The following is a 14,959-nucleotide window of genomic DNA, read 5'->3' as shown; positions in this document are numbered from 1 at the left end:
TTCAAACTCCTCCGCTCAGTATATTTTTCTCGACTAGAGTTCTCGCTTGCTCTTCGGCTTCCAGTCCTCTGTCATAAAGCTTGCACGCTCTGTCCACCAACGCTGCAATCTCTCGCTCTTGGCCGCCCCCCAAACGCGGAATGGGTAAGCGATACATCATCGCGGGATGTTGCTCCTGCTGTTTCCCTCCGGAGCTGATGGATCGAAGCATGCGGAAGGCTAGCCTTGAACGCATAAACGCAAACAAATACCCCGGCTCGATCGCTCCTTCAATAGGAACACAACGGAAGAAGTCACCGCTATAAGCATATTGAGCAGTTCGTTTTGTGACAATCACCGCGCGGCAATAGAGCTCGAACTCCCCCAAGGTTCCGTGCGATGGGATAAGCGTGGTCCCGGGGGGGACAATTAATCCGAGGCCGGCCACAGATTTACGTGCGATCCACCGCCCCTCGGGTCGAAGGTGGAACGCCGTCCTCTGCCCCAAGAGCATGTATCCATGTTCAGGATCGGCGTCGATTCGTGTAAAGATGATCTTGCCTTTAAACTGGCTCGGATCGCACAAAGTGCCAAGCAAGGAATATTCTCCTGATTGGATCCGTTCGCGAATACGAGCCACGCGCGGGTCGTAATTCAGCGCGCGAAGGCTTTCTGACGAAACAGAGCGGTCACCCCAGCCAAGCGCTGAATAGTCCCTATGCCAAATATCATCTCTCAGCTCACTAAGGCCGAGAGCACTCAAGAGGGTATGGGTGGCAAGCTGGGTTAGCCTACTGGATTCACTAATATCGTCGGCCGCAGCTTTTATCAAAGAGTCGACTTGCGACTCCAAAGCGTCACCAAAGCGCGGCACAGGTAAGGCCGCAATGTGCTCTGGCTCAATATGCTGAATGATTGCGCCGTAGGTTCCAGAAACCACCAAGGGCACTCCAAAGCGACTCGAAAGGAATGCGTACAAATAGCCGGGCGCCACCTTTTCAGTATTCGGAACAACCTTCATAACATCTTGCGACGACCACATTCCGCTCATTTCCGGGCGAACGTATGTCATGCGGCCAATCGTGCCAGAGCAAGAGATGAGCGTCATACCAGCCTGCAACTGGAGGTAAGACAGTCGCGATGACTCCGCATCTTCCCGACGCAGCAAGGGCAAATTAGTTAGGTCAGCCTGCAGCATTGACCCACTGCTAATGAAGGGCACGCCGTATTCAGGCGATTCAACATAATTTCGCCTGAACATTGGACCGTTATAGATGCCTCCAGCATGCCCAGCTGTCAGGGTGCTCAGAGCATCCTTGCGCACCTTCAGTTGCTTGAGGGTGTCGCGTGCTTCTAATGCCCCTGACATGTAAGGGTTGCAGTCCAGACGCCGACCACCTTCGTCAAGCCAACCGGACCGAACAATGCGTGCATTTTTGAAATCCGCGAAGATCATGCAGGCATCTCCGCAGGGAACCAAGCCTGCAATTGCGCCACGAGACGTCGGAACTCACCGTCTTCACACGCTGCCACGGGCACTCTTGATGCGATCCGTTTGAAAATGGAAGAGGACAGCTTCACTTCCAGAGCCAGAGAAAAGTCGTCACCGCGCCCAGCGAACACCAGTTCGCGCAACGCTGCTGCACGAGCCGGCAGGCTGCCGCGCTTCAGTGTGAAGACAGAGGCGATGTTGTCTGCGCGTAGCAGCTCTCCGAAGAGGTTCGGCAGATCGATAAGCGTGGTTTTGCCGGAGCCGTTCGCTCCAACGATGACTTGGAATTCAGACGTATCCACGCCCAACTGCTCAAAGCAGCGATAGCGTGTGGCTTCGAGTCGCGTGATCATTTGTTGGGCTCCGGGTGTTGGGCACGGAACTCGGCATACGCCTTGGCGATTTCGGGCAGGTCGTCGTCAAGGATGCGCTCTTTACGGTGCAGAGTGCGCACTTGCAGACCGCCGCCGATGCGGACCTTCTCTTCGTGGCTGACATCCACTAGGATTTCCTCGCCGTCAGGGTGGCGCTTGTATAGCGTGTTGCCACGACGGTCGAAGCCCACTTTCTCGGCTACGGCCATGAAAACGGGGTAGTCTTTTTTCTGGCCCAGATCTTCCGCCTGGATCACTTCGGCGGGCTTGCGCTTCAGGAAGAGGAGGCTGGTCAGGATGTTGACGTTGGCCTCTACGATGAAGGACTCCACCGGCAAGTCGATGCTGGCCAGCACCCAACAGTGGCGAAGAATCCAGTAGCGAATGTATTCGTCACCAGGGTTGCCCAAGATGCCGTCGGGCAAGACGATACCTGCCCGGCCGCCTGGCTTGAGCCACTTAACGCAGCGCTCGATGAACAACACCTCGGGCGACACGGCAGGCTTGATGGTATTGGTCATCACGAAACCATCGCCTTGCCGCTCCCAGCGGCGAGCCAACTCGTACTGCTCCAGGATGGTTTTCTCGGTGACGGGGATGTCGGAGCCGAACGGCGGGTTGGTCATCAAGACATCAATCGTGCCGAGCGGGATCGCTGCTTTCGCTGCTGGGACGCCGGGAAGGTGACCCGCCGGAAATTCCAGCGAGTTCATGTGATATAGGTGGCCCAGCGAATTGCCAGCCATCATCACGTTCATCTGCGCGGCACGAACCAAGAACGGGTCAAAGTCAGCGCCGAACAGGTTGTTGGCTGCGAAGTTGGCCAGCCGGTCACGAATCGAGACGAACTCTTCGGTGTTCTCGTCGCCCGCCTTGACGTGCTTCTCTTCGTGGAAGACCTTGTTGAGATAGTTCAGGGTCTCGACCAGGAAGCCACCCGTACCGCAGGACGAATCCAGCACGCGCTCATGTTCCCTGGGGGCCAGCATCTTGACCACCAAGCTGATGGCGCCGCGCGGCGTGAAGTACTGGCCGCGATCTCCGCGCAGGTTGGTGCCGACGATTTCTTGATAAGCCGTTCCCTTGGCGTCCACATCGGTGCGACCAAAGTCGTAGCGGGCCAGTTCTGAAACGATGAAAGCCAACGCCCGGTCGGACAAGGTGATCTCTTCGTTGCCCTTAAACAGGCCGTCATACTTCTTCTTTACGGCCTCGAAAAGCGGCTTGATGCGCAGGCGGATTTGCTCCCTACCCACGGCCTCGAATGGTTCGAACGGCCCCACCCAAAAACGACGTGCGTCGTTGGGCTGTTGCTCATCGTACATCTTGCAGAAGATGAGATACAGGAACTGCCAGAAGGCGGCGTCCTTGGGCATGCCTTCGTTGCCGTGGATGTAGTTGTGGCAGCGGCGGAAGGCCGTGCGCAGCATGACTGGATCTGCGGGGCGCAAGCGCCCCCTGGAGCGGCCTTCGACGCTGAAGGTATCGTCACCCAACGGCCAGTCCCCAATGGGCTTGAACTTAGTATCAAAACGGGTGACCTCCTTCTTGAAGAAGAAGAACTCCAGGCCGTTGGTCCAGAGGCCGTAGTCGCAGCTTTCGACTTCAGCCATCACGGTTTCCAACACCTCAAATTCTTTGCGCGCCTCTTCCGGGTCGCGCATGCGATAGGCGCCCTTGGTGCCGAGCTTGGGCTCCTTCTCAACCACCACGGCGCGGTAGAGGTTGTCCATCGTGTGAGCTTTGCCAGGCTTGAAGATGGCAATGTCGAGCTTGCGGTTCTTGCCCAGCACCTTGACCTTGAAGTCAGGCTCCATGTCCTCGGCGGCGATGCCGTACTCATGGATGATCGCGCGAGCAATGCGCTGGCGGACTTGTTCCTTGTCGCTGTCCTTCACCGGGTTGCCGGTGATGTAATCAAAGATCTTGCCCTCTTCGAGCGCGCTCTCGGGCGCTTGGACTGCTTGGTCGAGGTCGCTCATATCGTCATTGTCCTGTACGGAGCGCTGCTTAGGCATTGCGCGGCTCCTTATCATCAAAGTCATCACTGCTGGCAGCGGCTCCGCCCGCCCGCACCCAGGCGTCCACGTCTTCCCTCTTGAACTTCCAGAAACGACCAACCTTGTGCCCCGGCATACCTTTAGAGGTCACCCAGGTGTAGACGGTGTCTTTGGCTACACCGAGGTAGTCGGCGATTTCATCGACAGAGAGCCAACGGTCGTCCATGTCTGCATCCCAACAGAAATGCACCGCCCGAATGGCGGCAACTGTCCGCAGTTTACGTCATTTCAAGCCTGACAAATATGGGTTTAACCGGCTTTGATAGGGTTAGACCCGGTCGGGCTTGGTTGAGCGGACCGCCAGTCAGGCCTTCAGTTTCGCAAAGTGAGGCTCACGCACTTAAGGCTTCCGGATTGGGGGCTGAGCGCCAAGGAATACCTTCTGCGCAAAGGAGCGCAATTGGCGATTGTGTGCCCCAGCCCACGCGAGACGAATGCTTGTCGACATACTCAACGGGCAGAAGAAGCCCGGCAGTCGCAGGGCGCAAGCTCTCAAGTACTTCAAGGCCTTACACCTGGTCGAAACGCTGGGCAAAACAGTCCTGCCCAAGGGCGCAAATCGTCGTTGTTCTGGGACTTGGAAGTTGACGCAAAAGCTAGCGCGACGCGATCTACAGCCTGATGCTGGTGCTAGGGCCGCGCATGCGGCATCGAGCAGCATGACGATGGAGATGTCAGGTGCGGAAGTGGTGACGACTGTCGCCGCTCCGGCAGCCGATACCCAAGCCGCGTTCCCAACAATTCGTTCTTGGGATAATGGGCATAATTAGGATGCCCTGCTAGCATGCTTGGAAAGCAAAACGCAGGAGGGGAATTTGGACGCCGACGATATCGGAAATGGCCGTTCAGTGGCGATCTACTGGGACTTTGAGAATCTCCACGCTGGACTCGTCGAGGCCAAGTATGGGGAAGGTGCCTACTCCAAGCAGGACAACCGCTTCAAGCCACAGGAGCCGTTAGTAGATATCCAGGCGTTGGTAGAACTTGGCTCTTCGTTTGGCCCCGTTGCGATCAATCGGGCCTACTGTAACTGGCAATTCTTCGGCCGATACCGAGATGCGCTGCTGCAGAGCGCAGTAGAACTCATTCAGCTCTTCCCTCCTGGCGCATCTGCTAAGAACGGCGCTGACATTAAGCTCTGCTTGGATGCCACGGAGGACATTAGTCGCTTCAACCATATCGGCACGGTCATCATCGTCGGTGGCGACAGCGATTTCATGCCTGTAGCCCAGAAAATCAAGGCCGCCGGCCGTACCCTCATTGGTATTGGTAATCGCAAGAACACAAATAAGCACTGGGCAAAGAGTTGCCACGAGTTTCGGTACTACGACAGCCTAGTAGAGCCGGCCTCCACTGAGGAAACGCGACCAGCGGCAGAGGATGCTTCCTCGCAGCCGAAAGATCCTGCGGCAGACATGCTCCGGCGCGCGATTCGCTTGTTGGCCGAATCGAAGGGAGACGCCTGGGTCCACAAAGCTAGTGTCCTACCGATGATCAAGCGTCTGGACCCAACCTTTGATCCCAAGGATCATGGTTATGCGAGCTTCAGCGAGATGCTCAAGGCATTAGATGCTGTTGTCGAAGTCAAGAAGGGAGAGAAGGATCACCTTCTGCGGTTGCACTAATCCATCAACTCGATCCCTAGCTTAACCGCCAAGCCCCGCTCAAAAAAAAACAACACGTGCGACAACCGCGCGTCACCGCGGAAGTAATTCATGCCCTCGTGGACGCCACGGCATTATTTTTAGGCGTTGGAACCGACTACCAGACTAGGTGAAGACTCCATCTGCGTGGGAGTGCGCGCTCGGGGTCGACCTGAATGGCACGGCGGTCCAGTTAATTCCGGTTTCCTACAGAAATTTCTGCCGGCCGCCTTCCGCGCTGTATCAACCCGATGCCTAAGGAAAAAGGTCGCGTCCCTTGGAGGAGTGCGACCTTTTTGCAATGGTGCGAAATGTTAAGGGCGTGGATCTGACAATCCACGGCAATACACCAGCCCAGATCGCTTCACTTATTTGTGAATAACATCAACTTTTCTGGGATCCTACAACCCCTCAAACATCAATATTCCGCGCCACCAACGCATTGCTTTCAATGAAGTTCCGGCGCGGTTCCACGTCATCGCCCATCAGCGTGGTGAAAATCTGGTCCGCGGCAATGGCGTCTTCAATCTGCACGCGCAGCAGGCGGCGCTGGGTGACGTCCATGGTGGTTTCCCACAGCTGCTCGGGGTTCATTTCGCCCAGGCCCTTGTAGCGCTGGCGGCTCACGCCGCGCTCGGCTTCGCTCAGCAGCCAGGTCATGGCGGCGTGGAAGTCGGCAACGTTCTGCTCGCGCACCTTGTCGCCGGTGCCGCGGCGCACCTTGGCGCCATCGCCAATCAGGCCCTGGAAGGTGGCGGCGGTGCTTGAGAGCGCGGTGTAGTCGGCGCCGGCCACAAAGTCGGCGTCGATGTGGCTGAGGCGCTGGTTGCCGTGCTGGCGGCGGACGACCATGATGCGGTACTTCTCGGTTTTCTCGTCGTACTGCATGAAGGCGTCTGCGGTGGCGCCGCCGTTGGCGTTGCTGGCGTTGCCTTGCATTTCCAGCAGGCGGGCCTTGAGCGTGCGGGCGCTGGCTTCGGCTGCGGCTTCGTTGGACAAGTCCAGCGACACGCCTTCGGCAATGGCGCGCAGGGCGTCGGCGTCAATCACGCGAGACAGGCGCTCGATCACGCCGCGGCTGAGCTGGTACTGGCGTGCGAGTTCGGCCAGGGCGTCGCCGGCAATCTCGGTGCCGTCGGGGCGCACGAGCACGGCGGTGTCCAGCGCCTGGCGCACGAGGTAGGCGGCCATCTCGACATCGTCTTTGATGTAGCGCTCTTCCTTGCCGTGCTTGATCTTGTAGAGCGGCGGCTGGGCGATGTACACGTGGCCGCGCTCGATGATCTCGGGCATCTGGCGGTAGAAGAACGTGAGCAGCAGCGTGCGGATGTGCGAGCCGTCTACGTCAGCATCGGTCATGATGATGATGCGGTGGTAGCGCAGCTTGTCGAGGTTGTAGTCGTCTTTGCCAATGCCGGTGCCCATGGCGGTGATGAGCGTGAGCACTTCCTGGCTGGAGAGCATCTTGTCAAAGCGCGCGCGCTCGACGTTCAGGATCTTGCCCTTGAGCGGCAGGATTGCCTGGAACTTGCGGTCGCGGCCCTGCTTGGCGGAGCCACCTGCAGAGTCACCCTCGACGATGAAGAGTTCGGACAGCGCGGGGTCTTTCTCCTGGCAGTCGGCCAGCTTGCCGGGCAGGCCCATGCCGTCGAGCACGCCCTTGCGGCGCGTCATTTCGCGGGCCTTGCGGGCGGCTTCACGCGCGCGGGCAGCTTCAACGATCTTGCCGCAGATGATCTTGGCGTCGACGGGCGTTTCCAGCAGGAAGTCGCTCAGCGCCTTGGCGACGACTTCTTCCACCGGCAGGCGCACTTCCGACGAGACGAGCTTGTCCTTGGTCTGCGAGCTGAACTTGGGCTCCGGCACCTTGACGGACAGCACGCAGGTCAGGCCTTCGCGCATGTCGTCGCCGGAGGTGTCGACCTTGGCTTTCTTGGCGATCTCGTTGTCGGCGATGTACTTGTTGATGACGCGCGTCATGGCGGCGCGCAGGCCCGTGAGGTGGGTGCCGCCGTCGCGTTGCGGGATGTTGTTGGTGAAGCAGAGCACCTGCTCGTTGTAGGCGTCGTTCCACTGCATCGACACTTCTACGGCCACGCCGTCTTTCTCGCCTGCGGCAAAGAAGATGGTGGGGTGCAGCACGGTCTTGTTCTTGTTGATGTACTCAACGAAGCCCTTCACGCCGCCCGAGAAGGCGAAGTCTTCTTCCTTGCCGGTGCGCTGGTCGGTCAGCCGGATGTGCACGCCGTTGTTCAGGAACGAAAGCTCGCGAATGCGCTTGGAGAGGATCTCGTAGTGGTATTCGACGTTGGTGAAGATCTCTTCGTCGGCCAGGAAGTGCACTTCGGTGCCGCGCTTGTCGGTGGTGCCCAACACGCGCAGCGGCGAGACCTCCACCATCTGACCGTCCGGCCCTTGCACCGTTTCGATCAGGCGGTTTTGCGGAACGCCCTGTGCAAACTCGATGTAATGCACCTTGCCACCCTGGCGCACCGTCACCTTCATCCACTTCGACAGACCGTTCACGCACGACACGCCCACGCCGTGCAGGCCGCCCGACACCTTGTAGCTGTTCTGGTTGAACTTGCCACCGGCGTGCAGCTCGGTCATGGCGATCTCGGTCGCGCTGCGCTTGGGCTCGTGTTTGTCGTCAAACTTGATGCCGGTCGGGATGCCACGGCCGTTGTCGATCACGGAGATGGAGTTGTCCGTGTGGATGGTGACCTGGATCTCGGTGCAATGCCCGGCCAGTGCTTCGTCGATGGAGTTGTCCAGCACCTCGAACACGAGGTGGTGCAGGCCGGTGCCATCCGAGGTGTCGCCGATGTACATGCCCGGCCGCTTGCGTACCGCCTCCAGGCCTTCCAGGATCTGGATCGAGGCGGCGTCATAGCTGTTGGCCTCGGCGGGGGTGGATTGCGGTTTCTGCTCTTCGGTCATGTCGTTCTGCTCGCTGCCATGGGCGCGGAAATGGTTATCTCAACGCACACAGCGGGGTTGCTTAAAAACGGCGAAGGGGCGGATCGTCACGATCCAGCCCCTCGTCTTGCTTTGGGTGCAGCGGTGCGTCAAATGCGCATCGGCATGACGACGTACTTGAAGGTGTCGTCGTCGGGCAGGGTGATGAGTGCGCTCGAATTGGAGTCGCCCAGGCTCACCTGCACTTTTTCGGCCTTGAGGTTGGCCAGCACGTCCAGCAGGTAAGTGACGTTGAAACCGATATCCAGCGCATCGCCCTGGTAGTCGATTTCGAGTTCTTCCTGCGCTTCTTCCTGGTCAGCGTTGGTGGAGCTGATCTTCAGGACGTTGGTGTCGAGCATGCAGCGCACGCCCTTGAACTTGTCGGTGGTCAGGATGGCCGTGCGTTGCAGCGCCTGCTGCAGGAAGGCACGGTCGATCGTGAAGCTGTTGCGGTACCCCTTCGGGATCACGCGCTGGAAATCCGGGAACTTGCCTTCGACCAGCTTGGAGATCAGCTCGATATTGCCGAAGGTGAACTTGACCTGGTTGGAGGCGAGTTGCACCGAGACGGGATCGTCCACGTCTTCCAGCAGGCGTTGCAGTTCGAGGATGGTCTTGCGCGGGATGATGACTTCCTGACGGCCGCCGGCGCCTGCCGGTTGCTCGCCGGTTTCAACGCCGCAGTAGGCCAGGCGGTGGCCGTCGGTGGCGACGGCCATGACTTGCTTGCCATCCACCACCAGCAGCATGCCGTTGAGGTAGTAGCGGATATCTTGCTGGGCCATCGCGAAGTGCACCATCGCCAGCAGGTGCTTGAGCGTCTTCTGCGGCAGCGTGATGCGGGCACCGAAATCGGTCGCCTCTGCAACGGTCGGGAATTCTTCGGCGGCCAGCGTCTGCAGCGCAAAGCGGCTCTTGCCGGATTGCACCGTCATGCGCTTGTCGTTGAGCGTGAGGGCAACTTCGCCGTCAGGCATGGCACGCAGGATGTCGACCAGCTTGCGCGCGGCCACGGTGGTGGCAACGTCGCCCGCGCCGGCGCCGCAATCGGCGTGCGTGGTGATCTGGATTTCGATGTCGGTGGACAGGAAGGAAACCCGTTCACCTTGCTTGGTGATCAGCAGATTGGCCAGGATCGGCAGCGTGTGTCGGCGTTCCACGATGCCGCTCACGATTTGCAGCGGACGCAGCAGGTTGTCTCGCGAGGTTTTGACCAATTGCATGAAGGCGATCCTTGGCTTGAGAGGTGACACCGCGCGCGCCCCAGCCTGGGCCACATGGGCCGGTGCCTGCAGGAGCATTCGCGATTAACCCAAAGTTGTTGTAAATCAAGGGGTTAATCACAAATTATACCGCAAATAAGGGGGCGCTGGATAGCGTCACGCGCGCGGCAAATATGTCTATTGTGCATGAAAAGACGCCCGCATTCGAGCGGGCGTCTGTCGAGGCTTGATTCAGGGCGAATGGCGCTGCCATGCGCTCTGGTGACCATCGCGCGGTCAGCCCTTGAGCGTTTGCTCCAGCACGTGCAACTCATGGTTGAGCTGGGCGTCCTTGGTGCGCTCGTCGGCGATCTTTCGTACGGCGTGCAGCACCGTGGTGTGGTCGCGTCCGCCGAACAGTTCGCCAATCTCGGGCAGGCTCTTCTGCGTGAGTTCCTTGGCCAGATACATGGCGATCTGACGCGGGCGCGCGATGTTGGCCGGCCGCTTCTTGGAGTACATATCCGCGACCTTGATGTTGTAGAAATCCGCGCAGGTCTTCTGGATGTTCTCCACCGAGATCTGGCGGTTCTGCACGGTCAGCAGGTCTTTCAACGCCTCGCGCGTGACCTCGATCGTGATCTCTTTACCGTGAAAGTTGGAGTACGCCAGGATCTTGCGCAGCGCGCCTTCCAGCTCTCGCACGTTCGAGCGCAGGTGCTTGGCCACGAAGAAGGCCACCTCTTCCGGCACGGTCACGTTCTCGGCCTGCGCCTTCTTCATCAGAATCGCAACGCGCATTTCCAGCTCGGGCGGCTCGATCGCCACGGTCAGGCCGGAGTCGAAGCGCGAGATCAGGCGGTCGTCGATGCCGGTGATCTCTTTCGGATATGTATCGCTGGTGATGATGACCTGCGCCCGGTTGGCGATCAGCGCCTCGAACGCGTAGAAGAATTCTTCCTGCGTGCGGTTCTTGCCCGAGAAGAACTGGATGTCATCGATCAGCAGCAGATCGAGCGAGTGGTAGTAGCGCTTGAAATCGTCAAACGCCTTGCGCTGGTACGCCTTCACCACATCCGACACGTACTGCTCCGCGTGGATGTAGCGGATGCGCGCACGCGGGTTCTCCATCAGCATGAAGTTGCCGATGGCATGAATCAAGTGCGTCTTGCCAAGGCCGACACCGCCATACAGGTACAGCGGGTTGTACGACTTGCCCGGGTTGTTGGCGACCTGAATGGCGGCAGCGCGCGCCAGTTGGTTCGCCTTGCCGGTGACGAAGTTGTCGAACGTCAGGATCTGGTTCAGGCGCGAGCGCTCATGCACGGAATCGTCCACCGGCGCCTGCGGCGGCGCGGCCAGGCTCGTGACCACGGCGGGCGCCTGCGGCGGCATGCGGTACGACTGGGCGCTAACCTCGGCGGCGTCCATCACGGGCACGTCGATATCGGCGGCGGCATGGCTAGCCGTTGCCAGCGCGGTTTCGCGATACACGGACGGCGCGGGGCGCAGCGTGGCAGCGTCATGCGAGACACCGTTGCCGGCCGGCATTGCCTGCCGCTGTTGACCTGCTTGCGCCCCCAGCGGCTGCATCGGCACTGGCGCGAGCGCCGGCTGAAGCGCCGCCTGGCGCTGGCCGGCGGTCGGGTCGAGCACGAACTGCACGTCGACCGTCGCCTCCCAGTAGTCGCACGCGAGCGACTGGATGCGGCCCGAGAACTGGCTCTTGACCCAGTCGAGCTTGAAGCGGTTGGGCGCGGCAATCCGCAGCGTGCACGCCTGTTCGTCAAACGACAGCGGCGTCAGCGGCTTGATCCACGTCTTGAATTGTTGCGGCGTCAGCTCACTCTCGAGTTGAGCGGACGCCGCATGCCAGAAATCCTGCATCGTTATCGTTAGGTGTTTGACCGGCGCCACACGCGTCTGATGACGTCCCCGGGAGGGCCGGCCGCCGGGCTCCTGGCGCAGGCCAGAAACCGGGTGGCTTTCGTTATTGGAACGGGATTGTACCCCCGGCCGAAAGTTATCCACAAAGGATAAGTCTGTGGATAACCTGTGGACCTGTTGTGAGTAGCGGTGGACAACCGATTTTCTTGACTTGCCGCAAACCCAGTCCCGACAAGGCTTTGCGCAGAGCACCCCAAGCCGCACAAGGCGATGGGGACAACTCGCCGCCGGGTGGATTATGTGCGCCGGACGCACGTTATCCCCAGTCAGCAACGCTTGACAGATGTGGGAAATGCCGCTTAAATGTCGGGTTCTGCGATGCGCAGCAGGGGAGCGCACGCTTGTTCGTGTCAGATGCGGGGCGAAAAACACTTCGTCGCGACTGATCCGGCTTAGGCCCGATGCTCTCGGTGCCCGATGTTCCGGTGACACCCTAGACCTGAACAACATAGCGCACGGCAGTCTGCGTGGGCGATTTCTCTGACTGAATCGACACCAGGCCGCGGCGGTAGCCCTAGGCCCGGCGCGTGCGGCAATGTCCGCACCACCCATTAACAAGAGAGTGCATCATGAAGCGTACCTATCAACCTTCCGTTACCCGTCGCAAGCGCACCCACGGTTTCCGTGTCCGCATGAAGACCCGCGGTGGCCGTGCCGTGCTGAACGCACGCCGCGCCAAGGGCCGTAAGCGCCTGGCCATCTAAAGACGGCCGCGCCAAGGGCGGCGGCTTCGGCCGTTGCTCATGGCTCTGCGGCACGCTGGCGATGGGCCTGCACGCCTACCCCAAGGCCGCGAGGCTGACAAAAACGGATGAGTTTTCATCCGTTTTTGCTTTGCGGCCGGTCCGGCGTAGTCGTCACTTCGTGCTGTATGTGCGCGCCAACGGCGCTGCCCAAGCACGCCTTGGCGTGGTGATCGGCAAGAAATTCGCCAAACGCGCTGTCGAGCGCAACCTCATCAAGCGCCAGTGCCGCGAGTTGTTCCGCCTGCGACAGCCGCTGCTGGGCGGGCGCGATGTGCTGATCCGCTTGCAGGCAAAGTTTCCGCGCCAAGACGTGCCCACCGTGGCGGCCTTCAAGCGCATCTGTCGAGAAGAACTGGTGCATCTCTTTGAGGTTGCCGCGCGTCCATTGCCGGCCCCACCGTCGGCCGCACCGTCCCAGCCCACCGCTGGGAGCACGCCATGACGCGCGTGCTGCTGATTCTGCTGCGCATCTACAAAGTGGCGTTCAGCCCGTTTGTGGGCGCGCAATGCCGTTTTCTCCCGACCTGTTCCGACTACGCGCGCGATGCCGTGCTCGCTCATGGGCCCGGTTACGGCAGTTATCTTGCGGCAAAACGTCTATGCCGCTGCCATCCGTTCGCACAAGGCGGGTATGATCCTGTGCCGCCCGCTGCTGGCGACGCTGTGCCCCGCTCCACCGATCCCGCATCGACCGACGCGACCGCAGCTGACTCCCAGCCTGCGCGGCCGTCGATCCAGGCAGTGCCGGAAAACGTAGCGAGCAGTCCGAGGTTGGACCGAGAAGCGCAACCGTACAAGGGTACGGCGAGCATCGCAGGTTCAAGATCGGGCTGCGCAGCCGTTTTTCGGCGCTGGCTTCACCTTCCCAGACCGTAATCCGACATGGATATCAAACGCACCATTCTCTGGGTGATCTTCTCGCTGGCGGTTGTCCTGCTGTTCGACAACTGGCAACGCGCGAATGGCCACCAGTCGATGTTCTTCCCGACACCGCAAACGGCCACCACGACGGCCGCTGCGCCGGGCAGCACGCCCGCAGGCGACGTGCCGAAGAGCGCCTCGGCGACAGCAGCCGCCGGGTCGCAAGCCGCCCCGGCCACGGGCGCCGCTTCGCAGGCACCGGCTTCGGAAAAGATCGTCATCTCGACCGACCTGCTGCGCGCCACCATCGATACCGACGGCGCCATCGTGACCAAGCTGGAACTGCTTGACCAGAAGGACCACGACGGCAACCCGATGGTGCTGTTCGACCGCAGCGTCGAGCGTACCTATCTGGCGCGCTCGGGCCTGATCGGCGGCGACTTCCCGAACCACACGACGGTGTTCACGGCATCTGCCGGCCCGCGTGACCTGGGCACGGGCAACGATGTCTCGATCACGCTGACGGCCGACAAGGGCGGCGCCAAGCTGGCCAAGACGTACGTCTTCAAGCGCGGCAGCTACGTGATCGACACGCGCTTCGACGTGACCAACGACGGCACTGCGCCGATCAACCCGACGCTATATATGGAACTGGCCCGCGATGGCGGCGCTGTGGAGCAATCGCGCTTCTACAGCACGTTCACCGGCCCGGCCGTATACACCGACGGCGACAAGTTCCACAAGATCACCTTTGCCGACATCGACAAGGGCAAGGCACAGGTGCCAGCCCCGACCGACAGCGGCTGGGTGGCGATGGTGCAGCACTACTTTGCATCGGCTTGGATTCCGGCAGACAACGTCAAGCGCGAGTACTACGTCAACCGCGTCGATACCAACTTCTACCGCATCGGCATCCAGGAGCCGCTGGGCACCGTGGCGCCGGGCGCCAGTGTGTCGGCCACGGCACGTCTGTTCGCCGGCCCGCAGCAAGCGCGCATGCTTGAGTCCATCACGCCGGGCCTGGACCTGGTGAAGGACTATGGCTGGCTGACCATCGTCGCCAAGCCGCTGTTCTGGCTGCTGGAAAAGATTCACGCACTGCTGGGCAACTGGGGCTGGTCGATCGTTGCACTCACCGTGCTGATCAAGCTGGTGTTCTTCCCGCTGTCGGCCACGAGCTACCGCTCGATGGCCAAGATGAAGGACCTGCAGCCGCGCATGACGGCCATCCGCGAGCGCCACAAGGGCGATCCGCAGAAGATGAACCAGGAAATGATGACGCTGTACCGCACCGAGAAGGTCAATCCGCTCGGCGGCTGCCTGCCGATCGTGATCCAGATTCCGGTGTTCATGGCGTTGTACTGGGCGCTGCTGTCGTCGGTCGAAATGCGCGGTGCGCCCTGGATCGGCTGGGTGCACGACCTGTCCACGCCCGACCCGTTCTACATCCTGCCGGTGCTGATGGCCGTGTCGATGTTCGTGCAGACCAAGCTGAACCCGACCCCGCCGGACCCGGTGCAGGCCAAGGTGATGATGTTCATGCCGATCGCGTTCTCGGTGATGTTCTTCTTCTTCCCGGCCGGCCTGGTGCTGTACTGGGTGGTGAACAACTGCCTGTCGATCGCGCAGCAATGGTCGATCAACCGCATGCTGGGCACCAACAACAAGGCGGCACCCGCCAAGTAAGGCGAATC

The 14,959-nt window shown here is 60.4% G+C and carries 11 protein-coding genes and 1 pseudogene; 5 read left to right on the top strand and 7 right to left on the bottom strand.

Annotated elements, in window-relative coordinates; genetic code table 11:
* Position 1: 1 nt before the first annotated feature.
* Genes mads5 through mads1 form a run of 4 tightly spaced genes read right to left on the bottom strand, consistent with a single transcriptional unit; the run spans position 2 to position 4,071 of the window.
* Positions 2 to 1,435 (bottom strand): methylation-associated defense system restriction endonuclease subunit S MAD5, encoded by a 1,434-nt coding sequence (mads5, locus tag AAHM38_RS20685; protein ID WP_116576858.1) that lies wholly within the window; start codon positions 1,433 to 1,435, stop codon positions 2 to 4.
* On the bottom strand, positions 1,432 to 1,824 hold the full coding sequence (locus AAHM38_RS20680) for a hypothetical protein (RefSeq protein ID WP_116576859.1): 393 nt from the start codon (positions 1,822 to 1,824) through the stop codon (positions 1,432 to 1,434). The genes mads5 and AAHM38_RS20680 overlap by 4 nt, the downstream gene beginning before the upstream one ends.
* A complete protein-coding gene (gene mads2 / locus AAHM38_RS20675; protein ID WP_179817630.1) occupies positions 1,821 to 3,827 on the bottom strand; it encodes a methylation-associated defense system DNA methyltransferase MAD2 in 2,007 nt (668 codons plus the stop codon). The genes AAHM38_RS20680 and mads2 overlap by 4 nt, the downstream gene beginning before the upstream one ends.
* A gap of 28 nt (positions 3,828 to 3,855) precedes the next feature.
* Positions 3,856 to 4,071, bottom strand: a complete 216-nt coding sequence (mads1, locus tag AAHM38_RS20670) for a methylation-associated defense system helix-turn-helix domain-containing protein MAD1 (protein ID WP_116576860.1) — start codon at positions 4,069 to 4,071, stop codon at positions 3,856 to 3,858.
* A 649-nt stretch (positions 4,072 to 4,720) separates the two neighbouring features.
* On the opposite strand from mads1, the gene AAHM38_RS20665 reads away from it, so the two are divergent.
* The gene (locus AAHM38_RS20665; RefSeq protein ID WP_116576883.1) at positions 4,721 to 5,530 is read left to right on the top strand and encodes an NYN domain-containing protein; all 810 of its coding nucleotides are present in this window, start codon (positions 4,721 to 4,723) and stop codon (positions 5,528 to 5,530) included.
* A 429-nt stretch (positions 5,531 to 5,959) separates the two neighbouring features.
* On the opposite strand, the gene gyrB is transcribed toward AAHM38_RS20665, so the two are convergent.
* From gyrB to dnaA, 3 genes are all read right to left on the bottom strand, one after another.
* Positions 5,960 to 8,488: a DNA topoisomerase (ATP-hydrolyzing) subunit B gene (gyrB, locus tag AAHM38_RS20660; RefSeq protein ID WP_116576861.1), complete on the bottom strand. Its 2,529-nt coding sequence runs from the start codon at positions 8,486 to 8,488 to the stop codon at positions 5,960 to 5,962.
* A 128-nt stretch (positions 8,489 to 8,616) separates the two neighbouring features.
* Positions 8,617 to 9,732: a DNA polymerase III subunit beta gene (dnaN, locus tag AAHM38_RS20655; RefSeq protein WP_004628148.1), complete on the bottom strand. Its 1,116-nt coding sequence runs from the start codon at positions 9,730 to 9,732 to the stop codon at positions 8,617 to 8,619.
* A gap of 276 nt (positions 9,733 to 10,008) precedes the next feature.
* A complete protein-coding gene (gene dnaA / locus AAHM38_RS20650; protein WP_012760841.1) occupies positions 10,009 to 11,598 on the bottom strand; it encodes a chromosomal replication initiator protein DnaA in 1,590 nt (529 codons plus the stop codon).
* A gap of 629 nt (positions 11,599 to 12,227) precedes the next feature.
* Between dnaA and rpmH the strand changes: the two genes are divergently transcribed.
* The 4 genes and pseudogenes from rpmH (at position 12,228) to yidC (ending at position 14,951) form a co-directional block, all read left to right on the top strand.
* Positions 12,228 to 12,362, top strand: a complete 135-nt coding sequence (rpmH, locus tag AAHM38_RS20645; RefSeq protein ID WP_003262958.1) for a 50S ribosomal protein L34 — start codon at positions 12,228 to 12,230, stop codon at positions 12,360 to 12,362.
* 61 nt (positions 12,363 to 12,423) lie between these two features.
* Positions 12,424 to 12,846, top strand: a complete 423-nt coding sequence (gene rnpA, locus AAHM38_RS20640; RefSeq protein WP_015856165.1) for a ribonuclease P protein component — start codon at positions 12,424 to 12,426, stop codon at positions 12,844 to 12,846.
* Positions 12,843 to 13,139, top strand: a pseudogene (gene yidD, locus AAHM38_RS20635) (membrane protein insertion efficiency factor YidD); the annotation flags it as partial. The gene rnpA and the pseudogene yidD, both read left to right, overlap by 4 nt.
* A gap of 147 nt (positions 13,140 to 13,286) precedes the next feature.
* On the top strand, positions 13,287 to 14,951 hold the full coding sequence (yidC, locus tag AAHM38_RS20630; RefSeq protein WP_015856163.1) for a membrane protein insertase YidC: 1,665 nt from the start codon (positions 13,287 to 13,289) through the stop codon (positions 14,949 to 14,951).
* The last annotated feature ends 8 nt before the right edge of the window (positions 14,952 to 14,959 follow it).

It is taken from the genome of Ralstonia sp. OTU4908 (assembly GCF_038440115.1).
Classification (GTDB): Bacteria; Pseudomonadota; Gammaproteobacteria; order Burkholderiales; family Burkholderiaceae; genus Ralstonia; species Ralstonia pickettii.
This window is presented reverse-complemented; position numbering and strand designations above follow the sequence as displayed.